Source organism: Bradyrhizobium diversitatis (assembly GCF_016031635.1).
In the GTDB taxonomy this organism is placed as follows: Bacteria; Pseudomonadota; Alphaproteobacteria; order Rhizobiales; family Xanthobacteraceae; genus Bradyrhizobium; species Bradyrhizobium diversitatis.
In genome coordinates this window covers 45,542-70,777 of record NZ_JACEGD010000005.1, presented here as the reverse complement: position 1 = coordinate 70,777, position 25,236 = coordinate 45,542, and the positions used below count along the sequence as shown (strand labels likewise).

Here is a 25,236-nt window from a genome sequence, read left to right as displayed (position 1 = left end):
AACGCGAAAGGCCTGAGAAAGCGAAGGATGCCCGTCAAACCGACCAAAGCCATGGTGCTCGCCGCAGGGTTTGGCCTGCGCATGCGCCCCCTGACGGACACGATGCCGAAGCCGATGGTGCCGGTGGCCGGCCAGCCGCTGCTCGACCACGTGCTCGACAAGCTCGGCCGGGCCGGCGTGACCGAAGCGGTGGTCAACGTGCATTATCTGCCGGACCAGATCATCAATCACGTCGCGTCGCGCCAGCACCCGCGCGTGACCATCTCCGACGAGCGCGACCAAGTGCTCGGCACCGGCGGCGGCGTGGTCAAGGCGCTGCCGCTGCTCGGCGACGCGCCGTTCTTCCACGTCAATTCCGACACGCTGTGGATCGACGGCGTGCGCTCGAACCTGACGCGGCTCGCTGAAAATTTCGACCCTGATCGCATGGATATCCTGCTGCTGATGGCGCCGACCGCAACCAGCATCGGCTATGGCGGCCGCGGCGATTACGGCATGCTGCCTGACGGCGCCCTGCGCAAGCGCAAGGAAAAAGAGGTCGTTCCGTTCGTCTATGCCGGCGCGGCGATCATGTCGCCGTCGATCTTCGAAGGCGCCCCGAAGGGCGAGTTCTCTTTGACCAGAATGTTCGATCGCGCCAACGAGCAGGAGCGGCTGTTCGGCCTGCGGCTTGACGGTGTCTGGATGCATGTCGGCACGCCCGATGCCGTTCACGCCGCGGAAGAGGCGTTTCTGGAGAGCGTGGCGTAAGGCTACAGCAAATGGTGCCGTGGGGCAGTGCCCGCCCCGCGAGGTTGTCATTCCGGGGCGCGCGCACGCGCGAACCCGGAATCTCGAGATTCCGGGTTCGATGCTTCGTATCGCCCCGGAATGACGGTGGGACAACGGGGAAGACCTCGCTCCTGCGCATGACCATTTGACCCCACCTCCCTATATTGCCCTGATTCTCGAATCAGGCGGCTCATGCGCGTTTTCAGCGTTCCCATCTCAGTTCCGTTCCTGCGCACGGTCGTCACGGCCCTGCTCGACGGCCGCCTGGTCGAGGGGTTCGAGGCCCGCAAGGAGCCGGCGCGGCTGGCCGACGCCACGCTGTACCTGCCGACCAGGCGCGCGATGCGCGTCGTGCGTGAGATCTTTCTCGATGAAATGAAAGCGGATGCGGTCGTGCTGCCGCGCATCGTCGCGCTCGGCGACATCGACGAGGACGAGCTCGCCTTCGCCGGCGAAAGCGAGCAGTTTTCCGGTGCAACGCCGCTCGACATTCCGCCGCGGCTGGGCGAGCTCGAACGGCGGCTGACGCTGGCGCAGCTCGTCGCCGCCTGGGCCAAGGGCCCGGTGCTGTCGCCGCTGGTGGTCGGCGGGCCGGCCTCGACGCTGGCGCTTGCATCCGATCTCGCGCGCCTGATCGACGACATGGTCACGCGCGGCGTGGACTGGAGCGCGCTCGACGGCCTGGTACCGGACCAGCTCGACCGCTACTGGCAGCACTCGCTCGAATTCCTGCGCATCGCGCGCATCGCCTGGCCCAATCATCTCGCCGAGATCAACCGCATCGAGCCGGCCGCACGGCGCGATCTCCTGATCGCGGCGGAAGCCAAACGGCTGACCGCGCATCCGGGCGGGCCGGTGATCGCGGCGGGGTCGACCGGCTCGATGCCTGCCACCGCAAAATTCCTGCACGCAGTCGCCGCGCTGCCGCATGGCGCGGTGGTGCTGCCGGGCCTCGACACCGATCTCGACGACGACGCCTGGCGCACCATCGGCGGCGTGCTTGATGCGCTCGGCAAGTTCGCGGAGCATCCGGCCTCGAACCATCCGCAATATGCCATGCACGCGCTGCTGCAGCGTTTCGGTATCAAGCGTGGCGATGTCGAATTGCTTCAGCCCCCAGCGGAAGACGGCCGCGATCTGCTCGCGTCCGAATCGATGCGGCCGTCCGCCAGGACGGAAGTCTGGCACGACCGGCTGAAGCAGCCTGACGTCGCTGCGAAGATCGCCGGCGGCATGAAGAACCTCGCTGTCGTCGAGGCCCCCAATCCTGAAATGGAAGCGCTCGCGATTGCCATTGCTATGCGCGAGGCGCGGTATCTCGACAAGTCGGCGGCGCTGGTGACGCCCGACCGTGCGCTGGCGCGGCGGGTGATGGCGGCGCTGACCCGATGGGACCTAGCCTTCGACGATTCCGGCGGCGATGTGCTGATGGAAACATCCGGCGGCACTTTCGCGCGTCTCGCGGCGGAGGCGGCGACCAAGGGCCTGGAGCCGGCGACATTGCTGGCGATGCTGAAGCATCCGTTATGCCGGCTCGGCCGCGCACCCGGCGCGTGGAAGAGGGCAATCGAAGGCCTCGAGCTCGCAGTCCTGCGCGGCACGCGCCCGCCGGCGGCCACCGCAGGCTTGTTGCGCGAATTCAACCGTTTCCGCGAGGAACTGGCAAAGCTCGGGCGCCGCGAGGTCTCCGCGCTGCACCGCGCCGAGCCGCGGGCGCGTCTGAAGGCGGAGGATCTCGATCGCATCCAGGCGCTGATCGATGTCCTGCAAAAGGCATTGGCGCCGATCGAGAGCCTGCCGTCCTCGAAGCCATATGACTTCGCCGAGCTCGCGCATCGGCACCGCGAGATCCTGATTGAGCTGACGCGCGACGAGCAGGGCATCCCGCTCGCCTTCGAGGAGCGCGATGGTCTTTCGCTCGCCAGCGCCTTTGACGATCTCCTGCGCGGCGGCACGACCAGCGGATTGATGGTGCCGCTGCCGGATTATTCCGACGTCTTCCAGACGGCGTTCGGCGATCGCGCGGTGCGGCGGCGCGACAGACCCGGCGCCCGCTTGCAGATCTACGGTCCGCTGGAATCGCGCCTGATGCAGGCCGACCGCATCATCGTGGGCGGCCTGATCGAAGGCGTCTGGCCGCCGGCGCCGCGCATCGATCCCTGGCTCAGCCGGCCGATGCGGCACGAGCTCGGGCTCGACCTGCCGGAGCGCCGCATCGGCCTCTCCGCCCATGACTTCGCGCAGCTGCTCGGCGGCGACGAGGTGATCCTCACCCATTCCGCCAAGGCCGGCGGTGCACCGGCGGTCGCCTCGCGCTTCCTGCACCGTCTGGAGGCGGTCGCGGGCGATGATCTCTGGAGCGCGGCTGTCCGTGCCGGCGAGAAATATGTGCAGTTTGCGGCCGCACTGGACCAGCCCGACGACGTCAGACCGATCAAGCAGCCGGAGCCGCGGCCGCCGCGCGCGATGCGGCCGCTCAAGATGTCCGTCACCGAAATCGAAGACTGGCTGCGCGATCCCTATACGATCTACGCCAAACGCATCCTGCGGCTCGATGCGCTCGATCCTGTCGACATGCCGCTCTCGGCTGCCGACCGCGGTTCGGCGATTCACGATGCGCTCGGCGAGTTCACCGAGGCCTATGCCGCACATCTGCCCGACGATCCCGCGCGCGTGCTGCGTGCGATCGGCGAGAAACATTTTGCGCCGCTGATGGAGCGCCCTGAGGCGCGGGCGCTGTGGTGGCCACGCTTCCAGCGTATCGCGCGCTGGTTCGGCGAATGGGAGACGGCGCGGCGCGGCGCGATCGAGGCAATCACGGCCGAGACCCGGGGCGAGATCTCGATCCCGCTCGACAACGCGCGTATTTTCTATCTTTCCGCGCGCGCCGACCGCATCGAGCGCCGCAAGGGCGGCGGCTACGCCATTCTCGACTACAAGACCGGGCAGCCGCCGACTGGCAAGCAGGTCCGCATGGGCCTGTCGCCGCAGCTCACGCTGGAAGCCGCGATTCTGCGCGAGGGCGGCTTCCCTGATATCGACGCCGGCTCCTCCGTGAGCCAGCTCGTCTATGTCCGCCTCAGCGGCAACAATCCGCCGGGCGAGGAGCGCATCCTCGAGCTCAAGTTCAAGCAAGGCGACGAGCCGCAGCCGCCCGACACCGCGGCAGCCGAGGCGCGAGCCAAGCTGGAAGCGCTGATCCGTGCCTTCGAGGACGAGAGCCAGGCCTATACCTCGCTGAATCTGCCGATGTGGGCGAACCGCTACGGCACCTATGACGACCTCGCCCGGATCAAGGAATGGTCCGCGGCCGGCGGATTGGGGATCGAGGAATGGTGAAGGCGCCGCGGCCCATCCCTGACGAGGTGCGCGCGCGGCAGGCGCGTGCATCGGATCCCACCGCATCGGCCTTCGTCTCGGCCAATGCCGGCTCGGGCAAGACCCATGTGCTGGTGCAGCGCGTGATCCGCCTGTTGCTGTCGGGCGTGCCGCCGGAAAGAATCCTCTGCATCACCTTCACCAAGGCCGCCGCGGCCAACATGGCCGAGCGCGTGTTCACCACGCTCGGGCATTGGGTGACGCTGGATGATGCCGGGCTCGATGCCGCGATCCGCGCCGTCGGCATCCCGCATCCGAGCGCAAAGCTGCGGCGCGAGGCACGGAAGCTATTCGCCTGCGCGCTGGAGACCCCGGGCGGGCTGAAGGTGCAGACCATCCATGCGCTGTGCACCCGCCTGCTCCAGCAGTTTCCGTTCGAGGCCAACGTGCCGGCGCGCTTTGCCGTGATCGACGAGCGCGACCAGACCGACATGATGGAGCGCGCCAATCTGAAGGTGCTGCTGGAGGCAGCGCGCGCCCCCGAGAGCGTGACCGGACGCGCGCTCCTGACCGCCATGGCGAGCGCCGCCGATGTCACCTTCAAGGAGGTCGTGCGCGAGGCGTGCCTCAGTCGCGATCACTTCATGGCCTGGACCGACGAGGCCGGCAACGCGGAAGCCGCAGCGGCGCAAATGGCTGCGGTGCTCGGCGCTGACGCGAGCGACCGCATCGAGGACGTCGAGACGGAGATTCTCGACGGCCCGTTCCTGCCGCGCTCGCGCTGGGACGACATCGCCTTCGCGCTGGAGGACGGCAGCAAGTCGGACAATGACCAGGCCGGGCGGATGCGCGCGGCAAAGGCTTTTTCCGGCAGCGACCAGGTCGATGCTTATCTGTCCGTCTTCCTCACCGACGACAAGCTGCCGCGCAAGGCGGTGCTGACCAAGAAATTCTGCGATCACAACCCATCCGTTGCCCGCCTGTTCGAGGCCGAGGCGCAGCGTCTTTCAGGACTGATCGAAAAGCGTCGCGCCGTGACGGTTCGTGACCGCACCGCCGCGCTGCTGCACATCGCGACCGCGGCCGCCGCAAATTACCGCCGCGAGAAGCAGGAGCGCGGGCTGCTCGACTATGACGACCTCATCGACAAGACGCTGGCGATGCTCGATCGCGTCGCCTCGGGCTGGGTGCATTACAAGCTCGACCGTGGCGTCGACCACGTGCTGATCGACGAAGCCCAGGACACGAGCCCCCGGCAGTGGGACATCGTCGCGCACATCATCTCCGAATTCACCGCCGGCGAAGGCGCGCGCGAGGGGCTGAACCGCACCATCTTCGCGGTCGGCGACGAGAAGCAGTCGATCTTCTCGTTCCAGGGCGCAGCGCCGCACGAGTTCGATGCGCGCCGGCGCGAGCTGCATCGCAAGTTCACCGCGGCCGGGCTGAAGTTCGACCCGGTCGCCTTCACCTATTCGTTCCGCTCGGGCGCGACGATCCTGCACTCGGTCGACCACGTCTTCCGCGAGCCCGCGATCTACAAGAGCATCCACTCGGTCGAGATCGGCCATCCCCTGCACAACGCGCTCAGCGATGCCGGGCCGAGCGTGATCGAACTGTGGGATCTGGCCGAGGCCGACGACAGGCAGGACATCGAGGGTTGGCGTGCCCCGTTCGACGGCGTCGCCGTCACCAGCCCTGAGGTCAAGCTTGCCCGGCGCATCCAGGCCGAGATCAAGCGGCTGGTCGAGAGCGGCACGCTGACGGGGCACGAGGGCGAGCGCCGCCCGCTGCGCTACGGCGACATGCTGATCCTGGTGCGCCGGCGCGGCAACGCCTTCGACGCCGTGATCCAGGCGCTGAAGCACGCCAATATCCCGGTCGCCGGCGCCGACCGGCTCAAGCTCACCGAGCACATTGCCATCATCGATTTGATGAACCTTGCCGATGCGCTGCTGCTGCCGCAGGACGATCTCGCGCTCGCGGTGGCGCTGAAGAGCCCGCTGTTCGGTCTCGATGACGACGATTTGTTCACGCTCGCCCATGACCGCAAGGGATCGCTGCGCCGCGCGCTCGGCGAGCATGCGGCTGAGAGCGAAAAGTTCGGTACGGCATTGCGGCGCCTGGAAGCCTGCGAGATTCGTGCGCGCGAGGAGACGCCGTTCGCCTTCTATGCCTGGCTGCTCGGCGGCGATGGCGGACGCGCGCGCATCCTGCGCCGGCTCGGGCACGAGGCCAACGATGCGCTCGACGAATTCCTGGAGCTCGCGCTGAACTACGAGCGCAAGGCGCCGGCCTCGCTGCAGGGCTTCATGGCCTGGCTGCGTTCGGCCGACACCGAGGTGAAGCGCGACATGGAGATCTCGCGCGACGAGGTGCGGGTGATGACCGTGCACGGCGCCAAGGGGCTCGAGGCGTCCGTCGTCTTCATGGTCGACACGACATCGTCGCCCGCGGACTCGCAGCGGGTTCGGCTGATTCACGTGCCGCGCGGCAATGGCGGCGAGGTGGTGGTCTGGGCCGGGCGCAAGGCGGATGATCCCAAGCCGGTTGCCGAGGCGCGCAAGGCGATGCTCGATGAGACCGAGGACGAGTATCGCCGCCTGCTCTACGTCGCGATGACGCGCGCGGCCGACCGGCTGATCGTCGGCGGCTGCATGCCCGGCAACATGAGGACGGTCCGCAAGCTGAGCTGGTACGACCTCGTCGACACCGGGCTCAAAGGCTCAGGCCTGGACAAGCAGGTGATCGAGGCGCCGCTCGGCAAGGTGACCCGGTTCGCCCGGCCGGAGGACGTCGCGGCGCTGGGCACGCCGGCGATTTCCGTGGACCGCACCGTCGCATTGCCGGACTGGCTGCGGACGCCGGCGCGCGAGATGGTCGACGACGATCCTGTGCGTCCCTCGGGCCAGCCTGCCGAGGAAGGCCGCAGCGTGCGATCAGGCGAATCGGTGCAGTCCCGCGCTCTGGCGCTGCAGCGCGGCACGCTGGTGCACCGTCTGCTGCAATCCCTGCCCGACATCGCCATTGAGCGCCGTCGCGAGGCGGCGCTGGGCTTCATGGCACGCAATGCCTCGGACTGGCCGGAGGCCGACCGCACCGTGCTGGTCGACAAGGTGCTCAGCTTGATCACGGAGCCGCGTTTCGCGCCCGTCTTTGCCGCCGGCAGCCGGGCGGAGGTCGCCATCGCCGGCCGGCTGGAGCGGCAAGGCCGCCCCCCGGCGCTGGTGTCGGGGCAGATCGACCGGCTGGTCGTTCGCCCCGAGGAGGTCCTGATCGTCGATTTCAAGACCAACCAGGCGGCCCCCAGAAGCGCCGCAGAGGCGCCGGCGGCCTATGTCCGCCAGCTTGCGCTGTACCGGGCGGTGCTGTCGCGGCTTTATCCCCGAAAGCCCGTCAGGGCCGTCCTGCTCTGGACGGAGGCCCTTGAATATATGGAGATTTCGGCCCCCGCGCTGGACGCGGCGCTGGCATCCCTTCATCTCGGTGTGAGCGTCCTTGACCCGGCAAGGAGCCGTTCATAGGTTGACCGCATGATCCCGGGCGCGATTCCAGGTCGCGCCGATTCTCTTTCAACCGAGTGAGGTACTCCCAATGGCCGTTAGCAAGGTTTCCGACGCCGATTTCGAAGCCGAAGTGCTCAAGGCGAACGGCCCCGTGGTCGTCGATTTCTGGGCCGAATGGTGCGGCCCTTGCCGCATGATCGCGCCCGCGCTCGACGAAATCGCCGGCGCGATGGGCGACAAGGTCAAGATCGTGAAGCTCAACGTCGACGAGAGCCCGAAGACCGCCTCCAAGTACGGCGTGATGTCGATCCCGACCCTGATGATCTTCAAGGGCGGCGAGATGGCCTCCCGCCAGGTCGGCGCGGCGCCCAAGGCGAAGCTGCAGCAGTGGATCACCTCCGCGGTCTGATCCGCCTCGAAGATTATTTTCGGAAGCGGCCGGCGAAAGCCGGCCGTTTGCGTTGGTGGGACGTGTTCAGCGTATGACGAGTCCCGCCCTTGCCAGCCCCGCCTGCGAAGCGCGCCCGAAGATCGAGCTCTCTCGTCGCGATGGAGGCGCGTTCGGTCGACGAGATCCCGCGTGGCAAGGAATGGCAATATGAACCCAAGTGGGACGGCTTCCGCTGCCTGCTGTCGCGCAGCGGCGGCAACGTCGATCTGCGCTCGAAATCCGGCGAGGATCTTGCGCGCTATTTCCCCGAGATCGTCACCGCCGCGCTGAAGCTGAAGGCGGACCGCTTCACGCTCGACGGTGAGATCGTGGTGCCGCAAGGCAAGGGCTTTTCGTTCGACGCGCTGCTGCAGCGAATTCATCCTGCCGCAAGCCGGGTGAAGAGGCTCGCCCAGGAGACGCCCGCGCTCTACCTCGTTTTCGATCTGCTCGCGACGGCCGGGGACAAGCAGCTTGCCAAGGCGCCGCTTCGCGAGCGACGGCCGGCACTGGAAGCTTTTGCGAAGTCCCATCTCAAGGGCAGCATCTTCCGGCTTTCGCCTGCGACGACGAGTTACGCCACGGCCGGGAAATGGCTCGCGCAATCCGGTGGCGGCTCGGATGGCGTCATCGCCAAGCGCGTCGACCTGCCCTATCAGGCGGGCAATCGCGACGGCATGCAGAAGATCAAGAAATTCCGCAGCGCCGATTGCGTGGTCGGCGGCTTCCGCTACGCCACCAACAAGATCGCCGGCCGCAAGGTGGTCGGCTCGCTGCTGCTCGGACTGTACGACGATGACGGCCTGCTGCACCATGTCGGCTTCACCTCGGCCATCAAGGCGGAGGAGAAGCCCGACCTGACCGACCGGCTGGAGGCGCTGATCGGCGAGCCCGGCTTCACCGGGAACGCACCGGGCGGGCCGAGCCGCTGGTCGACCGAACGCTCGGCGAAATGGTGTCCACTGAAGCCGAAGCTTGTCATCGAAGTCTGCTACGATCATTTCAGCGGCGACCGCTTCCGCCACGGCACCTCGATCCTGCGCTGGCGCCCGGACAAGGCGCCACGGCAATGCCGCTTCGAGCAGCTGAAGCAGAAGGTGGCGGATCCCATGAAGCTGTTGAAGTAATGGGCGACGCGCGACCCTACTTGATCCATCCCGTCGCGAGCGCGTTCGCCAGCTCCGGCTGGTTGTTGCGGCGCGCCAGCGCGGCCATGGCCTCGTGATCATAGGCCACGTTTCGAAACGTCACCCGCCAAGCACCATCGAGGAGCTCGAAGATCGCATATCGCGCGTGGGGCGTGCCGGCCTCGACGACATGCGGGAACGGATGCTTGTCGCGATAACCAGGGCTGCCGACGCTGCCGGGATTGACGATCAGCCGGCCGTCGCGCAAGCGCACGGCACGGGCGAGATGGGTGTGGGCGCACAGGATCAGCGGCTGCGTGATCCCAAGCGCAAATTGCTCGATGCGATCGAGCGGCGACAGCGCGACCGTGCCATCGGGATGCACGGTGTCGAGCCAATAGACTTCATCATTGCCGGGCGTTGCGTGGCAAAGAAACACCTGCTCACGGAAGACACGCGTCATCGGATGCCCGCGCAGCCAGTCGAGCTGCGCGGCATCGAGTTGGGCGTGGGCGGGCCGATCCCACGAGCCCATCTTCTCCGGCGGACGGTCGAGCAGATAGCGGTCGTGATTGCCGAGCACATGCACGGCATCGAGCCGCATCAGGATCTCGACCGTGCTGCGCGCATCGAGCGGGCCGCTCAGCATGTCGCCGAGATTGACGATGTCGGCGATGCCGTGCGTGCGGATGTCGGCGAGCACGGCCTCCAGCGCGAGGTAATTTCCGTGGACGTCGGCGATCGCGGCGAAACGCATCGGCATTTCTCTCTCGTTCCCCAGACGCAGCGCAGCGCCTCTTCAGCGGTGCGCTGCAGAGCCGGGGCCCATGTTGCGGCATTCTGGGTCCCGGCTCTGCGGCTCATCGCTGGCGCGATGCGCCTTGTCCGGGACACAAGACCGTCTATGCAGGAGGCGTGCCGTTGATCGCCAGCACGTGGCCGGCGAGATACAGCGAGCCTGATATCAGGATGCGTGGCGGCACGTCGTAGGCGAGCTTGGCCAAGGCGCGCAGCGCGGCTTCGACGCCGGAAACGGTTTCGACGCGCATGCCGAGGCTGCGCGCGGCATCCGCGAGGCGATCGATCGGCATTGCGTTCTCGGTGTCGGGAATCGGCACCGCGATGATATGGCGGGTGAGGCCGGCGAAATTGGCGAGAAATCCCTGCGCGTCCTTGTTGGCCATCATGCCCGCGATCACCACCAGCGGCCGCGACACCCGCTCCTCGAGATCGCCGAGCGCCGCAGCAGCGACACGCCCGCCCTCCGCATTGTGGCCGCCGTCGAGCCAGATCTCGGAGCCCTGCGGACCCCAGGACAGCAGTTCGCCCGAGGTGAGGCGCTGCATCCGCGCCGGCCATTCGGCACCGACAATGCCGGCTTCGAACGCGGCGTGATTGACCTTGATGGCTGGAAGCGCACGCAGCGTCGCGATCGCAAGCCCGGCATTGGCGAATTGGTGGCGGCCGAACAGACGCGGCGCCGGAAGATCCATCAAGCCGCGATCGTCGGAATAGACCAGACGCCCGCGCTCGACATTGACGTGCCAGTTTTCGCTTGCGGCAAACAGCGGCGCACGCATGCGTTTGGCCTGCGCTTCGATCACGGCCATCGCCTCCGGCATTTGCTCGGCGCAAATCACGGGCACGCCGTGCTTGATGATCGCGGCCTTCTCACCGGCAATCGACGTCAGCGTATCGCCGAGGAAATCCATGTGGTCCATGCTGACGGGCGTGATCACGCAGGCCGCCGGCGCATCGACCACGTTGGTCGAATCGAGCCGGCCGCCGAGGCCGACTTCGAGCAGCACCACATCGGCCGCGTTCTGCGCGAACAGGTGAAACGCGGCAGCCGTCTTCAGCTCGAACAATGTCGCGGCCTCGCCGGCATTGACGCGCTCGACCTCTTCCAGCGCGGCGCGCAGCTCGTCGTCGCCGACGAGCACGCCGCCGCCCACACGGCCGAGCCGGAAGCATTCGTTGATGCGGACGAGATAGGGCGAGGTATAGGCGTGGACCCGCAAGCCCGCAGCTTCCAGCGTCGCGCGCAGATAAGCCAGCGTCGAGCCCTTACCGTTGGTGCCGGCGATGTGGATCACCGGCGCAAGCTTGCGTTCGGGGTGGCCGAGCCGTTCGAGCAGGCGGTGCATCCGCTCGAGCCCGAGATCGATGCGCTTCTGATGCAGGGCCGACAGCCGCCCGATCAATTCGCCGAGCGGTGTCTTTGCACTGTCAGAGGAGGCGTTCACGCGTGGGGCGCAGCCGGCGCCGTCTCGGCCGCCGATACGATCTGCGCCGGGCTCGCGACCGGCTGCACTGATTTCGATGCGCCTTCCAGCGCCGGCGCCTTGGTCAGCAGGCGGCAGAGCCGCGCCAGCGTCGGGCGCAGCTCGTGGCGATGCACGACCATGTCGACCATGCCGTGCTCCTTGAGGTACTCGGCGCGCTGGAAACCTTCCGGCAGCTTCTCACGAATGGTCTGCTCGATCACGCGCGCGCCGGCGAAGCCGATCAGCGCACCGGGCTCGGCGATCTGCACGTCGCCCAGCATCGCATAGGACGCGGTGACGCCACCGGTGGTCGGATTGGTCAGCACGACGATGTAGGGCAGTTTTGCCTCGCGCAGCATCTGCACCGCGACCGTGGTGCGCGGCATCTGCATCAGCGACAGGATGCCCTCCTGCATGCGCGCGCCGCCCGAGGCGGCGAACACGATGAACGGCGATGTCTTCTCGACCGCGAGCTCCATCCCGCGCACAATGGCCTCGCCTGCAGCCATGCCGAGCGAGCCGCCCATGAAGTCGAAATCCTGCACGGCGACGACGACAGCGGAGCCTTCGAGCTTGCCGTAGCCGACCTTGATCGCGTCGTTCAGATTGGTCCGCGCCCGCGCATCCTTGATGCGGTCGACATATTTCTTCTCGTCGCGGAACTTGAGCGGGTCGGGCGTGACCTCGGGCAGCGCGACGTCGAACCAGGTCTCGTTGTCGAAGATCGACTTCAGACGCGCCACTGCGCCCATGCGCATGTGGTAGTTCGAGCCGGGAATGACGAACTGGTTGGCCTCGACGTCCTTGTAGAACACGAGCTGCCCGGAATCTGGACATTTGATCCACAGGTTCTCCGGCGTCTCCCGCCGCAGCATGTTGCGGATCTTCGGCCGGACCACGTTGGTAAGCCAGTTCATGGTTTGCTCCGATGTGCGAACCCGACTCGCGGATCGCCTGAAGGGATATATGGCGGCCCGGCCTCTGCCCGGCAAGCCGCCGTGTCGTCCGCCTTTGCAGCGGAATGGCCTATTCCGCTGCCTGTTGTGCGCCCTTGACGCCCTGGGCCAGGGCGGCCGTCAATTCCGCGACGGCGTTAACGGTTTTGCCGGTCGCCCGCCCCTCCGCATCGAGGCTGTTCCTGAGCGCATCGACCAGTGCGGTACCGACGACCGCGCCATTGGCATGCGAGGCAATGGCGTGCGCCGTCTCCGGCGTACGGATGCCGAAGCCGACGCAGACCGGCAGCTTGGTGTGCCGCTTGATGCGGGCAACCGCCTCGCTCACGGCCGCGGAGTCAGCCGCCGCCGCACCGGTGATGCCGGTGATCGAGACGTAATAGACGAAGCCCGAGGTGTTGGCGAGCACCGCCGGCAGGCGCTTGTCGTCGGTCGTCGGGGTCGCCAGGCGGATGAAATTGAGGCCGGCCTTCATCGCGGGCAGGCAGAGCTCGTCGTCTTCCTCCGGCGGCAGGTCGACGATGATGAGACCATCGACGCCCGCGCTCTTCGCATCAACCAGGAACTTGTCGACACCATAGATGTAGATCGGGTTGTAATAGCCCATCAGCACGATCGGCGTCGCGTTGTCGTCCTTGCGAAAGCCGCGCACCAGCTCGAGCGTCTTCTTCAGTGTCATGCCGGCCTTGAGCGCGCGCAAGCCCGCTGCCTGGATCGACGGGCCGTCGGCCATCGGATCGGTGAACGGCATGCCGATCTCGATCACGTCGGCGCCGGATTTCGGCAACGCCTTGATGATCTCGAGCGAGGTCGCGGGATCAGGATCGCCGGCCATCAGGAAGGTCACGAAGGCCGAGCGGCCCTGCTTCGCAAGCTCGGCAAAACGGGTGTCGATACGCGTGGTCACTTGCTCTTGCCCCTCAGGATGTCGCCGACCTGCGGAACGTCCTTGTCGCCGCGGCCGGAGAGATTGACGACCATCAGGTGATCCCTGGGCCGTTTCGGCGCGAGCTCCATCACCTTGGCGATGGCGTGCGCGGGTTCGAGCGCGGGAATGATGCCCTCTAACTTCGACAGCAGCTGGAACGCGGCGAGCGCCTCGTCGTCCGTCGCGGAGAGATAGTTCACGCGGCCGACCTCGTGCAGCCAGGAATGCTCGGGCCCGATGCCGGGATAGTCGAGGCCGGCCGAGATCGAATGCGCGTCCTGGATCTGGCCGTCCGCATCCATCAGGAGATAGGTGCGGTTGCCGTGCAGCACGCCGGGACGGCCGCCTGCGATCGAGGCCGCATGCAGCTGCGTGAGGCCATGGCCGGCGGCTTCGACGCCAAAGATCTCGACCGTGGGATCATCGAGGAATGGATGGAACAGGCCCATCGCGTTCGAGCCGCCGCCGATGCAGGCGACCAGCGAATCCGGCAGGCGTCCCTCGACCTCCTGCATCTGCGCCCTGGTCTCGTTGCCGATGATCGACTGGAAGTCGCGCACCAGCGTCGGATAGGGATGCGGACCTGCGACCGTGCCGATGCAGTAGAATGTGTTGTGCACGTTGGTGACCCAGTCGCGCAGCGCCTCGTTCATGGCGTCCTTGAGCGTGCGCGTGCCCGACTGCACCGGCATCACCTTTGCGCCCAGCATCTCCATGCGGATGACATTGGGCTGCTGCCGCTCGACGTCGACGGCGCCCATATAGACCACGCATTCCAGGCCAAAGCGCGCGCACAGCGTCGCAGTGGCGACGCCGTGCTGGCCGGCGCCGGTCTCGGCGATGATGCGCTTCTTGCCCATGCGCCGCGCCAGCATGATCTGGCCGAGCACGTTGTTCACCTTGTGCGAACCGGTGTGGTTCAGCTCTTCGCGCTTCAGGTAGATCTTGGCGCCGCCGAGATGCTCGGTCAGGCGTTCGGCAAAATAGAGCGGCGAAGGCCGGCCGACATAGTTCTTGAGATAGCCGTTCATCTCGGCCTGGAAGGCCGGATCGTCCTTGGTGGCGGTGTAGGCCCTTTCCAGGTCGAGGATCAGCGGCATCAGGGTTTCGGCGACGAAGCGGCCGCCGAAGATGCCGAAATGGCCGCGCTCGTCGGGGCCGCTGCGGTAGGAATTGGGTTTGGCGACGGTCATCGAACACTCAACTCTTGGCTTGTATCTTGGCTGGCGCGCGCGGCGCGAATGAAGGCCTTGATCATCTCGGGATCCTTGACGCCGGGGGCGCTCTCGACACCGGAGGACACGTCGACGCCGCCGGCGCGGGTGACGCGGAGGGCTTCAGCGACGTTGTCGGCATGAAGCCCGCCCGAGACCATGTAGGGCAGTTTCAGATCGAGATTTTCCAGCAGGTGCCAGTCGAAGGGCTCCCCCAGGCCGCCGGGCCGCGTCGCATCCTTCGGCGCGCGCGCGTCGAACAAAATGCTGTCGGCGACTGCGGCGTAGCCCGGCAGCGCGGCGAGATCGGCCGATGTTGCGACCGGCACCGCCTTCATCACGGGGCGGCCGAAGCGCTGCTTGATGTCGCGCAGCCGCGCCACGCTCTCCTTGCCATGGAGCTGGAAGATGTCCGGCGACAGCGCATCCATGATGTTGTCGAGCGTGGCGTCGTCGGCATCGACCGTGAGCGCGACCTTGAGCGCGCGCTGCTTCGCCTGGCGGCCCAGCTCGCGCCCGGCCTCCAGGGAGAGATGTCGCGGCGACGGCGGAAAGAACACGAATCCCACCATGTCGGCACCGGCGTCGAGCGCCGTTTGAAGCGTCTCCCGCGTGGACAGGCCGCAGATTTTGACGAGCAGGGACATGATCTCAAAGCAGATAGAGGCCGCGGGTCCGCGGCCGGAAAACGGGGCTTTCGGTCGGGGCCGCTTCTACAACGTCGCGCGCTGCTTGTCTCGCCCGATGGGCCCGTAGAGGCCCACCCCGGAGGGAGAGGGAAGGCGCTGGGGCTCGGGCCTGGCCGCAGCCGCCTGGGCCCGAAGATCGGCCAGTTCGGCCCTGGCGGTCCGGGCCTCCGCGTCATTCCGGCGCGCCGCGCGCCGCCAGCGCCGCTGGCCGAACCAGACGGCTGAGCCGCCGACCACGACGCCCAGCGCAGCCACCAGGATCAGGAGCAGGAACAGCGGCAACGTCAGCGACAGCGACGGGTCGTCGGAAATGAAGGGATCGAAGGAGACCGTGACGAAATGCCGGTTGGCGACAGCGAACGCGACCAGGATCACGCCCAGCGGAAGCACGATCAGCGCGGTCAGGAACTTTCGCATCTGGCTTCGCTCGCCTTGAATCAAGCTGCGGCCGCATGCTGTGCGACCGCGAAAAACCCTAAAGCGCGATCACATCGCGCTTTAGTCTGCCGCGCCGGGATCCGGATGGTCGCGGTTCAGCCGCTCGCGCATTTCCTTGCCGGTCTTGAAGAACGGAACGCTCTTCTGGTCGACGGGCACATGGGCGCCGGTGCGCGGATTGCGCCCTGCGCGTGCAGGGCGGTGCTTGACCGAGAAGGCACCGAAGCCGCGCAGCTCGACGCGATCACCGCGCGCAAGCGCCGCTACGATCTCTTCGAGAATCGCATTCACAATGTTCTCGACATCCCGCTGGTACAGATGCGGGTTGTGCTCGGCGATACGCTGAACAAGTTCGGATTTGATCATCGAGAGATAGGACCCGGGAGCGTGCGGATGACCATTTCCGTGAAAATACCGTGATCTGTCAAGACGCTAAATCAAGGCTGGGCATCGCGAAAATACGTGACAAATGCCGAAAAAGCGTGCTGCGCCGGCACTCGCAGGGCGAGAAAACCTCGCGGAACTCGCCTGTTCCAGTCAGTTTGATGCGGCCGGTTGCCACAAGGCCAGCATGCCATCCATTCCGAGCCGGTCGACCGCCTGCGCGACGCCGGTTTGGCCGATCTGATGCGCAATCGAGCTCAAACCGAGCGCTTCCAGCGCCACGGCGGCCGCCGTCTTGAGGAAAGTCAGATCGCCAAAGCGCGGCTGAAGCTTGTAATCGCGTACCGGAAGCCCCTTCTTGACGCCCTTGTGCTCGACCAGCCAGGTCACCGCCGTCTTCTCGTCGCCGATCTGGTCGATCAGCTTGAGATCGATCGCCTGGCGCCCGGTGAAGACGCGGCCATCGGCGACTTTTTCGAGCTGCGTGTCATCCATGCCACGCCGTTCCTTCACCATCCCCTTGAACCAGGCGTAGGAATCCTTGACCAGCGCATCGAGCGCGGCCCGCGCCTCGGGACTGGTCGGCTCAAAACCGTTGGGTGCCGCCTTCAGCGGCGAGGACTTCACCTCCTCGACCTTGACGCCGATGGTCTTCAGCAGCTCGGAGACGTTGGGGTACTGAAACAGCACGCCGATCGAGCCGACCAGCGAGCTCTGCTGGGCGACGATGTGGTCGCTCGCGATCGCCGTGATGTAGCCGCCCGATGCGGCGAGACCCTCGACGACGACGACCAGCGGCTTCTTCGCCTTCAGGCGGGTAAGCGAGTCGTAGAGCTGCTCGGAGCCGGCCGTGGTGCCGCCCGGCGAGTTGATGTGAACGATGACGGCGGCGGCGGCCGAATTCTCCAGCCGTTCCAGCGCCTCGGTGCGCTCGGAATCGCTGCGGATCAACCCATCGATATGAACGCGCGCGATCGAGCCGACGGATGCGAAGGTGCCGCGCGCCCCGGGTGTCGCGATCAGCGCGAAGCTCGCGATCGCCGCGATCGCGATCAGCGCGGCCATCACGCGCCAGAACGTCAGCTTGCGGCGGATCCTGCGGCGATCGACGATGATGTCCGAATCGAGCGACATCGGAATATCTCCAAATGAAAGGCTGGGCGCGTTGTGCCGTCACAGCGTGACCATTGGCTTATCTGGATACATCAATTGCGGCGCAATTTGAAGAAATGAAGGCCTCGTGAGAGCCGGCAAGTCGCCACAAACTCGGTCGTCATCCCCCGCGAACGCGGGGATCCATAACCCCAGGGAGCAGTGCGAGGCAGAGCTCCCACTGCTAGTCGTCGTCAAACATCTGCCTGTGGGTATGGGTCCCGGGCTCGCGCTTCGCGCGCCCCGGGATGACAGTCGAGCATGTTGCAACAGAATACGCAGCGAACAAAAAAGCCCCGGCTCGCGCCGGGGCTTCGATGCAGCAAAACTTGCGTTTCGCTTACTTGCTGTCGCGGTTCTTGAGCGCGGTGCCCAGAATGTCGCCGAGCGTCGCGCCCGAATCGGAAGAGCCGTACTGCGCGATGGCTTCCTTCTCTTCGGCGACTTCGAGCGCCTTGATCGACACCTGGACCTTGCGGGCCTTCTTGTCGAACTGGATCACGCGGGCATCGACCTTCTCGCCGACGGCGAAGCGTTCGGCACGCTGGTCGTTGCGGTCACGGGCGAGTTCCGAGCGCTTGATGAAGGTGGTGAAGTCGGTACCGGCGATTTTCACCTCGATACCGCTCTCCTTCACTTCGAGCACTTCGCAGGTCACGACCGCGCCCTTCTTGACATCGCCCGGCTCGGCGAAGGGGTCGCCTTCGAGCTGCTTGATGCCGAGCGAGATACGCTCCTTCTCGACGTCCACATCGAGCACCACGGCCTTCACCATGTCGCCCTTCTTGTAGTTGTCGATCACCTGCTCGCCCGGAAGCTTCCAGTCGAGGTCGGAGAGGTGGACCATGCCGTCGACGTCGCCCTCGAGACCCAGGAACAGACCGAACTCGGTCTTGTTCTTGACCTCGCCCTCGACCACCGAACCGGTCGGGTGAGCTTCGACGAAGACCTCCCAGGGGTTGCGCATGGTCTGCTTGAGGCCGAGCGAGATGCGGCGCTTGACGGAATCAACTTCCAGCACCTGCACGTCGACTTCCTGCGAGGTCGAGACGATCTTGCCGGGATGCATGTTCTTCTTGGTCCACGACATCTCGGAGACGTGGATCAGGCCTTCGATGCCCGGCTCGAGCTCGACGAACGCGCCGTAGTCGGTGATGTTGGTGACGCGGCCGGTGAAGCGGGCACCCAGCGGGTACTTGGCTTCGATGCCCTGCCACGGATCGTCCAGCAGCTGCTTCATGCCCAGCGAGATGCGGTGCGTCTCGTGGTTGATCTTGATGATCTTGACCTTCACGGTCTGGCCGATCGAGAGCACCTCGGTCGGGTGGTTGACGCGGCGCCACGCGATATCGGTGACGTGCAGCAGGCCGTCGATGCCACCGAGGTCGACGAACGCACCGTAATCGGTGATGTTCTTGACCACGCCGTCGATGACCTGACCCTCTTCGAGGTTCTGCACCAGCTCCTGACGCTGCTCGGCGCGGGTCTCTTCCAGCACCGTGCGGCGGGAGACGACGATGTTGCCGCGGCGGCGGTCCATCTTGAGGATCTGGAACGGCTGCGAGTTGTTCATCAGCGGCGCAACGTCGCGGATCGGGCGGATGTCGACCTGCGAGCGCGGCAGGAACGCCACGGCACCGTCGAGGTCGACCGTGAAGCCGCCCTTGACCTGGTTGAAGATGACGCCGTTGACCTTCTCGTTATTCTGGAACGCCTTCTCGAGCTTGCCCCAGCTCTCTTCGCGGCGCGCCTTGTCGCGGGACAGCACGGCTTCGCCGAGCGCGTTTTCGATGCGATCGAGGAACACTTCCACCTCGTCGCCGACCTTGAGGTCGCTTTCACGGCCGGGGCCGGAAAATTCGCGCAGCGCGACGCGGCCCTCGGTCTTCAGGCCGACGTCGATGACGGCCATGTCCTTTTCAATTGCAACCACCTTGCCCTTGATAACGGAGCTTTCCTGCAGGTTGCCGCCTGCGAAGGACTCGTCGAGCATCGCGGCGAAATCGTCACGCGAAGGGCTATAGGTATCAGCAGAAGTCGAAGCCATTTGTTCTCCAGTTGCGGAAGTCTTGCCGGCCGTTGGGTTCATGGGCGCATCGCACGCGCAGTGTCGGAAGGTCCGCAAAAACCTTCGAGCGACCGCTCGCTACCCCGGCTCGGCGCCGGAATAGCGGAAACGGGCCGGCAGAGGCCCGCGCGTTCGATACGTGGAATCTTTGTCCGGAGCCTGGATTGCGCCGGCCCCGAAACGAGGGGACCGAAGTATCGACATCAAAGAGGCGGGAGCGGGCGCTTCCTCCAATGACGGCTGCGGCTTAGCCCCGCGACCGGCCCGCTCGGACGGCCTCGATAATGTCGATGGCGGCCCGGACGCCGCCTTCTATATCCAGTTGGGAGTTATCTAGCAAGTAAGCATCCGGGGCGGGCTTTAAAGGCGCAATCGGCCGGTTCTTGTCGCGTTCGTCGCGCTGGATGATGTCGGCGAGCACGGCGGCCTCGTCGGCCTCCTCGCCCCTCGCCCTGGCCTCCATGGTGCGGCGGCGGGCGCGAACCTTGGCGTCGGCGACGACGAAGATCTTCACGTCGGCATGCGGGCAGATCACGGTTCCAATGTCCCGGCCGTCCAGCACTGCCCCGGGCGGATCGGCGGCGAATTGCCGCTGAAAGTTGACCAGGACCTCGCGGACCCTGGGGATCGCCGAAACGATCGAGGCGCCCTCGCCGGCCTTCTGGGTCTTCAGCGCAGGATTGCCGAACTTTTCGGGGTCGAGCTCCAACGCGGCCTGCACCGCAGCCGCCTCGTCGTTGAGGTCGTGCCCTGACTGCATCAAGGCATAGGCGACCGCGCGATAGATCACGCCGGTATCGAGATGACGATAGCCGTAATGGTGGGCGAGACGCTTGCCGAGCGTCCCCTTGCCCGAAGCCGCGGGCCCGTCGATGGCGATGATCATGAGAACTCGGCCCCTAGCGAACGCATCATCGGAATGAAATCCGGGAAACTGGTGGCGATGAAGGCGGTGTCGTCGACCGTCACCGGCTGGTCGGAGGCGCAGCCCATCACCAGCGCGGACATCGCGATGCGATGGTCCATGTGGGTGGCGACGGTCCCGCCACCGGGGACATGGCCGCGGCCTTCGACGATCAGATCGTCGCCGGAGACCTCGACCTTGACGCCGTTGACGCGAAGCATGGCGGCGGTCGCCTCCAACCGGTCGGATTCCTTGACGCGCAGCTCCTGCAGGCCGCGCATGATCGTCGTGCCTTCGGCGAAGGAGGCTGCGACCGCCAGCACCAGGTATTCGTCGATCATCGAGGGCGCGCGCTCCGGCGGTACCTCGACGCCGCGCAGCTTCGAGGCGCGCACGCGCAAGCGCGCCATCGGCTCGCCGGCATCGCCCCGCACCTCGCTCTCCTCGATCGAGGCGCCCATTTCGCGCAGCGTGGTGAAAAGACCTGTGCGCAGCGGATTGGTCATGACGTCGGACAGCACGATATCGGAACCCTCGACGACCAGCGCCGCAACAATCGGGAAGGCCGCCGAAGAGGGATCGGCAGGCACGACGACGTTGGCGCCATGCAGCTCGGGCTCGCCCACCAGCGTGATGCGGCGGCCGTGCTGGCCTTCCTGGACCGAGGTGATGTCGGCGCCAAAATGCTTCAGCATCAGCTCGGTGTGGTTGCGGCTGGCCTCGCTCTCGATCACGGTCGTGGTGCCCGGCGCAGCCAGGCCCGCCAGCAGCACAGCCGATTTGATCTGGGCCGAGGCGACCGGGGTCCTGTAGGTGATCGGCAGCGGATCGCGCGCGCCCTGGACGGTCAGTGGCAGGCGGCCGCCCTCGCCCCCGGACACGACCCTGGCGCCCATCTTTTCCAGCGGATCGAGGATCCGGCGCATGGGGCGGCTGCGCAGCGAGGCGTCGCCGTCGAACACCGCCGAGATCGGGCAACCGGCAACGGCGCCCATGACCAGCCGGCAGCCGGTGCCGGAGTTGCCGAAATCCAGCGGCGCCTTGGGCTGGGCGAAGCCCCCAACGCCCACGCCCTGCACCTTCCACGCGAAATCGCCGGTACGCTCGACCCTGGCGCCGAGCGCCTGCATGGACTTGGCTGTGTTGAGGACGTCCTCGCCCTCCAGCAGGCCTGAAATCCTGGTCTCGCCGACCGCGAGCGCGCCCAGGATGAGGGCGCGGTGGGAGATCGACTTGTCCCCGGGCACCCGTACTTTCCCGGTCAAGGGACCGCTGGCGCGGGCCTGGAGCGGCCTCGGTTGGTCGGAATGGGTCAAGATTGTGTCCTTGGATGCGCCCTCACCGGGCTGCGGCGCAGGTACCACAAGGTCCGCGCCTCGTCACGGGCATGTCGTTCTCCTGTAATGCGCTATTGACAGCGGGCCGCCAACTAGCCAAGTGAAGCACCGCTTTTCAGACATTCCCAGGATTCCTGCCGTGGCCAAGTCCGAACTCGGAACTAAACGTATTTGCCCGACCACGGGCAAGAAGTTCTATGACCTCAACAAGAATCCGGTGATCTCGCCCTATACCGGCGAGGTGGTGCCGATCGCCCCGGTCGCTCCTGCGCGTGCGCCCCGCGGCGCCGAGGCCCGCAATATGGCCCAGGACACCGCGCCGGAGCCGGCAGAGGCCGAAGAGTTGGTCTCCCTCGAGGAAGCCGATGCCGAGGAAAACACCGGCAAGGTCAAGGCCGTCGTGCCGGAATCCGAGGACGATATCGAGGTCGACGAGACCATCGATGACGACGATGACGATGATTCGACCTTCATTGCCGACGAGGAAGAGGGCGATGAGGACGTGACCGACATCATTGGTGACGTCGGAGGTGATGAAGAGACTTGAGATCAGCCCTGATCTGTGAAAAAGGGTGCACCGCGCGAGTCGCTCGGCTCGCCGGTCCGGGGTGATCGACCAGGTTCACTCCGGTGAAGGACTAAGGGGCCATAGCTCAGCTGGGAGAGCGCTTGCATGGCATGCAAGAGGTCGGCGGTTCGATCCCGCCTGGCTCCACCACGCTTCGCCCTTCGGGCTACGCGTGGCGCAGCCACGACGGAGCCTGAAGGGCGAAGCGTGGTGTCCGGCGTAGCCCGAAGGGCGAAGACGGACTGCCTCAGGTTCTGATTTCCTCTACTTCCCATCCGGCTACCCAGCCGCGAGACATCGATGTGGTATGTCTACATCATCCGGAGCATCGAGTTCCCCGAGCAGGAATACATTGGTGCCACCGAATATCTGAAGCGACGTCTCCCGGAGCACAATGCCGGCAGATCCGCTCACACCGCCAAGTTCGTGCCGTGGAAGCTGGTCTTCCCTGATAAGCTGAAAGCCTTGGCATTCGAGAAATACCTCAAATCACACTCCGGTCGCGCCTTCTCAAAAAAGCGGCTCTGCTAACCCCCTACTCCCCGATCACCGCGTTCAGCCTGTCGCGCAGCGCGACGATCTCGTCCTTCATCGCGACCAGTTCCGACACCGAGCAATCCGACGCCGCCAGGATCGACTGCGGCACGGCGCGGGCCTTTTCCTTGAGCGCGTATCCCTGCGGCGTCAGCGCGATCAGCACCTGACGCTCGTCCTCGCGCGAGCGGCTGCGCTTGACGAGATGGGCGGCCTCGAGCCGCTTGAGCAGCGGCGTCAGCGTGCCCGAATCCAGGAACAGCTTCTCGCCGATGTCCTTGACCGGCACGTCGTCTCGCTCCCACAGCACCAGCATCACCAGATATTGCGGATAGGTCAGGCCGAGCCGGTCGAGCAGCGGCTTGTAGACGCGGTTGAAGGCATGCGCTGCGGAATAAACCGCAAAGCAGATCTGGTTGTCGAGCCGCAGCGGCGCGTCCGCTGCCGATGGTTTCCGGGCCATTGCAGAATCTCACGAGGTTCGGCCGCATTGTGAGGCCGGTCGACGGCACATTCAATTGCGAACAATTAAATGTGAGACGTCGCAATTTCAATTGCGCGCAATCTAATTGCCTGCAATAAAGATCGCACTGACCCCAGGACCCAGGGAGACCACAATGTCCGTGAACGTCCTCTACAAGACCAGCGCAAAAGCCACCGGCGGCCGCGACGGCCATGCCGCGACCCTCGACGGCGCGCTCGACGTCAAGCTCACCACGCCGAAGGAGCTCGGCGGCGGTGGCGGCGCCGGCAACAATCCCGAGCAGCTGTTTGCGGCCGGCTATGCCGCCTGCTTCATCGGCGCGATGAAGTTCGTGGCTTCGCAGGGCGGCCCGAAGGTTCCGGCCGACGCCTCCGTCACCTCGACCGTCGGCATCGGACCGCGCTCCGAAGGCGGCTTCGGCCTCGACATCGATCTGGCCGTCTCGCTGCCGGGCCTTGCCCGCGCCGAGGCCGAGGCGCTGGTTGAAAAGGCACATCAGGTGTGCCCCTACTCCAATGCCACGCGCGGCAATGTCGACGTTCGCCTGACGGTCGTCTGATCTGGAGTGCGGATGGGCTGGCCCGGGATTCCCCCAGGGCCGGCCTTCGTCGTTTTGCCGCGCCGCGGCATCGACGCGCGACGGCGCATGCGGCCCCACGCCAGGAGCCATTGCTGCTCCTGGCAAACCTCGCTAGGCCTGTGACCGAACCTCGACACAGGAGAAGCGAAGGCATGAGTTCTGAAGCCGCCCAAGGTGCCATGAGCGGACTGCGCGTCATCGATCTCACGCGCGTGCTCGGCGGTCCTTACTGCACCCAGATCCTCGCCGACCATGGCGCCGACGTGATCAAGGTCGAGCCGCCCGCGGGCGACGAGGTGCGCGAATGGGGCCCTCCCTTCCACGAGGAGGACGCGGCCTATTTCGTCGGCATCAACCGCAACAAGCGCTCGATCGGCCTCGACCTTGCCTCCGAGGGCGGCCGCGCCGTGCTGCTCAAGATGCTGGAGACGGCCGACGTCCTGATCGAGAATTTCAAGCCGGGCACGCTGGAGAAATGGGGCATCGGCAACGAGAGCTTGCGCGAAAAATTCCCGCGCCTCGTGCATTGCCGGATCTGCGGCTTCGGCGCCGACGGCCCGCGCGGCGGCAATCCCGGCTATGACGCCATCATCCAGGCCATGACCGGCATGATCGCGGCGACCGGCTCGCCCGAGAGCGGGCCGATGCGGATCGGCGTGCCGCTGGTCGACATCACCACCGGACTTTATGCGGCGATCGGCATCCTGATGGCGCTGTCGGAGCGGCAGCGCTCCGGCAAGGGCCAGTTCCTGGAGACGACGCTGTACGAGACCGGCCTTGCCATCATGCATCCGCACACCGCGAATTATTTCATGCATGGCAAGCCGCCGAGCCTCACCGGCAACGAGCATCCGAACCTCGTGCCCTACGCGATCTTCCCGACCAAGACCGACAACATCTTCATCGGCGTCGGCAATGACGGCACCTTCCGCAAGCTGGCCAAGGAGATCGGCAAGCCCGAGCTCGGCACCGACCCGCGCTTTGCCCGCAACAAGGACCGCATCGCCAATCGCGAGGCCCTGCGCGCCGAGCTCGCCGCGGTGTTCAGCCAGCACGAGGCCGAGCCGCTGTGCAATCGCCTGCTCGCGGCAGGCCTGCCCGCTGGCCCCGTGCAGAAGATCGACCAGGCGTTGACCAACCCGCACACGATCGCACGCGGCGATATTATCGAGAAGGATTGGTACAAGGGCGTGGCCTCGCCGATCCGGCTCGATCGCTCAAAGCCGAGCCTGCGCCGCCTGCCGCCGAAATTCAGCCAGCACGCGGCGGAGGTGCTCGGCGAGTTCGGCTACTCCAAGGCCGAGATCGACGCGATGGTCGAGAAGGGCACGGTCTGCGGCCCCGAGCGCAAGCGCTGAGTGGCGCGATCAAATAAGATCGCGAGCGTCGCCGGAGGTGCGCTCCCTCCCCCGCTTGCGGGGGAGGGCTGGGGAGAGGGTGTCTCCGCGAAGGGACAATCCCCCAGAGGATAAAGCCCTCACCCGGCGCGCGGCCTGATCTTCAGTCTCACAAAAATACTGCACTGCGGCGCGTCTACGCATGTGCACCGCGAACGGCCGCGCGCGCGTCCTCGCCTATTTTCCG

General features: G+C 66.1%; 22 protein-coding genes and 1 tRNA gene. 10 read left to right on the top strand and 13 right to left on the bottom strand.

Annotated elements, in window-relative coordinates; translation table 11 throughout:
* The first annotated feature begins 27 nt into the window (after window positions 1-27).
* The 5 genes from H1B27_RS05770 to H1B27_RS05750 all read left to right on the top strand — a co-directional run bounded on the left by H1B27_RS05770 (window position 28) and on the right by H1B27_RS05750 (window position 9,149).
* Window positions 28-750, top strand: a complete 723-nt coding sequence (locus H1B27_RS05770; RefSeq protein ID WP_061879945.1) for a nucleotidyltransferase family protein — start codon at window positions 28-30, stop codon at window positions 748-750.
* A gap of 213 nt (window positions 751-963) precedes the next feature.
* Window positions 964-4,110: a double-strand break repair protein AddB gene (gene addB / locus H1B27_RS05765; protein ID WP_197965318.1), complete on the top strand. Its 3,147-nt coding sequence runs from the start codon at window positions 964-966 to the stop codon at window positions 4,108-4,110.
* A complete protein-coding gene (gene addA, locus H1B27_RS05760) occupies window positions 4,104-7,610 on the top strand; it encodes a double-strand break repair helicase AddA (protein ID WP_197965317.1) in 3,507 nt (1,168 codons plus the stop codon). Before addB ends, addA begins: the two co-directional genes overlap by 7 nt.
* 70 nt (window positions 7,611-7,680) lie before the next feature.
* Window positions 7,681-8,001, top strand: a complete 321-nt coding sequence (gene trxA, locus H1B27_RS05755; RefSeq protein WP_008540017.1) for a thioredoxin — start codon at window positions 7,681-7,683, stop codon at window positions 7,999-8,001.
* Window positions 8,002-8,141: 140 nt separating this feature from the next.
* Window positions 8,142-9,149, top strand: a complete 1,008-nt coding sequence (locus H1B27_RS05750) for an ATP-dependent DNA ligase (RefSeq protein ID WP_061879948.1) — start codon at window positions 8,142-8,144, stop codon at window positions 9,147-9,149.
* 16 nt (window positions 9,150-9,165) lie between these two features.
* Here the strand turns inward: H1B27_RS05750 and H1B27_RS05745 are convergent, their stop codons facing one another.
* From H1B27_RS05745 to aroA, 12 genes are all read right to left on the bottom strand, one after another.
* Window positions 9,166-9,906 (bottom strand): metallophosphoesterase family protein, encoded by a 741-nt coding sequence (locus H1B27_RS05745; protein WP_061879949.1) that lies wholly within the window; start codon window positions 9,904-9,906, stop codon window positions 9,166-9,168.
* A 145-nt stretch (window positions 9,907-10,051) separates the two neighbouring features.
* On the bottom strand, window positions 10,052-11,395 hold the full coding sequence (locus tag H1B27_RS05740) for a bifunctional folylpolyglutamate synthase/dihydrofolate synthase (RefSeq protein WP_197965316.1): 1,344 nt from the start codon (window positions 11,393-11,395) through the stop codon (window positions 10,052-10,054).
* A complete protein-coding gene (accD, locus tag H1B27_RS05735) occupies window positions 11,392-12,333 on the bottom strand; it encodes an acetyl-CoA carboxylase, carboxyltransferase subunit beta (protein ID WP_061879951.1) in 942 nt (313 codons plus the stop codon). Before accD ends, H1B27_RS05740 begins: the two co-directional genes overlap by 4 nt.
* 109 nt (window positions 12,334-12,442) lie before the next feature.
* Window positions 12,443-13,279 carry a tryptophan synthase subunit alpha gene (trpA, locus tag H1B27_RS05730; protein WP_197965315.1) on the bottom strand — a complete coding sequence of 279 codons (837 nt, stop codon included), beginning with the start codon at window positions 13,277-13,279 and terminating at the stop codon, window positions 12,443-12,445.
* Window positions 13,276-14,493, bottom strand: a complete 1,218-nt coding sequence (trpB, locus tag H1B27_RS05725) for a tryptophan synthase subunit beta (protein WP_197965314.1) — start codon at window positions 14,491-14,493, stop codon at window positions 13,276-13,278. Before trpB ends, trpA begins: the two co-directional genes overlap by 4 nt.
* On the bottom strand, window positions 14,490-15,161 hold the full coding sequence (locus H1B27_RS05720) for a phosphoribosylanthranilate isomerase (RefSeq protein ID WP_197965313.1): 672 nt from the start codon (window positions 15,159-15,161) through the stop codon (window positions 14,490-14,492). Before H1B27_RS05720 ends, trpB begins: the two co-directional genes overlap by 4 nt.
* Before the next feature lie 66 nt (window positions 15,162-15,227).
* On the bottom strand, window positions 15,228-15,620 hold the full coding sequence (locus H1B27_RS05715; RefSeq protein WP_061879955.1) for a lipopolysaccharide assembly protein LapA domain-containing protein: 393 nt from the start codon (window positions 15,618-15,620) through the stop codon (window positions 15,228-15,230).
* An 81-nt stretch (window positions 15,621-15,701) separates the two neighbouring features.
* Entirely contained in the window at window positions 15,702-16,007 is a 306-nt protein-coding gene (locus tag H1B27_RS05710; RefSeq protein WP_008539997.1) for an integration host factor subunit beta, read from the bottom strand.
* A 171-nt stretch (window positions 16,008-16,178) separates the two neighbouring features.
* The gene (sppA, locus tag H1B27_RS05705; protein WP_061879956.1) at window positions 16,179-17,159 is read right to left on the bottom strand and encodes a signal peptide peptidase SppA; all 981 of its coding nucleotides are present in this window, start codon (window positions 17,157-17,159) and stop codon (window positions 16,179-16,181) included.
* A gap of 358 nt (window positions 17,160-17,517) precedes the next feature.
* On the bottom strand, window positions 17,518-19,224 hold the full coding sequence (gene rpsA / locus H1B27_RS05700; RefSeq protein ID WP_061879957.1) for a 30S ribosomal protein S1: 1,707 nt from the start codon (window positions 19,222-19,224) through the stop codon (window positions 17,518-17,520).
* A gap of 268 nt (window positions 19,225-19,492) precedes the next feature.
* On the bottom strand, window positions 19,493-20,131 hold the full coding sequence (gene cmk / locus H1B27_RS05695; protein ID WP_197965312.1) for a (d)CMP kinase: 639 nt from the start codon (window positions 20,129-20,131) through the stop codon (window positions 19,493-19,495).
* Complete coding sequence (aroA, locus tag H1B27_RS05690; protein ID WP_061880269.1) at window positions 20,128-21,465, bottom strand: 3-phosphoshikimate 1-carboxyvinyltransferase; 1,338 nt, start codon at window positions 21,463-21,465, stop codon at window positions 20,128-20,130. Before aroA ends, cmk begins: the two co-directional genes overlap by 4 nt.
* Before the next feature lie 160 nt (window positions 21,466-21,625).
* Between aroA and H1B27_RS05685 the strand changes: the two genes are divergently transcribed.
* The 3 genes from H1B27_RS05685 to H1B27_RS05675 all read left to right on the top strand — a co-directional run bounded on the left by H1B27_RS05685 (window position 21,626) and on the right by H1B27_RS05675 (window position 22,585).
* Window positions 21,626-22,033, top strand: a complete 408-nt coding sequence (locus tag H1B27_RS05685) for a TIGR02300 family protein (protein WP_061879959.1) — start codon at window positions 21,626-21,628, stop codon at window positions 22,031-22,033.
* A 95-nt stretch (window positions 22,034-22,128) separates the two neighbouring features.
* Window positions 22,129-22,204, top strand: a tRNA-Ala gene (locus H1B27_RS05680).
* A 150-nt stretch (window positions 22,205-22,354) separates the two neighbouring features.
* The gene (locus H1B27_RS05675) at window positions 22,355-22,585 is read left to right on the top strand and encodes a GIY-YIG nuclease family protein (RefSeq protein ID WP_197965311.1); all 231 of its coding nucleotides are present in this window, start codon (window positions 22,355-22,357) and stop codon (window positions 22,583-22,585) included.
* A 4-nt stretch (window positions 22,586-22,589) separates the two neighbouring features.
* Here H1B27_RS05675 and H1B27_RS05670 read toward each other — a convergent pair whose 3' ends face one another.
* On the bottom strand, window positions 22,590-23,051 hold the full coding sequence (locus H1B27_RS05670; RefSeq protein WP_028180119.1) for a MarR family winged helix-turn-helix transcriptional regulator: 462 nt from the start codon (window positions 23,049-23,051) through the stop codon (window positions 22,590-22,592).
* 154 nt (window positions 23,052-23,205) lie between these two features.
* On the opposite strand from H1B27_RS05670, the gene H1B27_RS05665 reads away from it, so the two are divergent.
* Both H1B27_RS05665 and H1B27_RS05660 read left to right on the top strand, forming a co-directional pair.
* Window positions 23,206-23,631, top strand: coding sequence for an organic hydroperoxide resistance protein (locus H1B27_RS05665; protein WP_061023501.1), 426 nt, complete (start codon window positions 23,206-23,208; stop codon window positions 23,629-23,631).
* Window positions 23,632-23,804: 173 nt separating this feature from the next.
* Window positions 23,805-25,010: a CaiB/BaiF CoA transferase family protein gene (locus tag H1B27_RS05660; protein WP_246515205.1), complete on the top strand. Its 1,206-nt coding sequence runs from the start codon at window positions 23,805-23,807 to the stop codon at window positions 25,008-25,010.
* The last annotated feature ends 226 nt before the right edge of the window (window positions 25,011-25,236 follow it).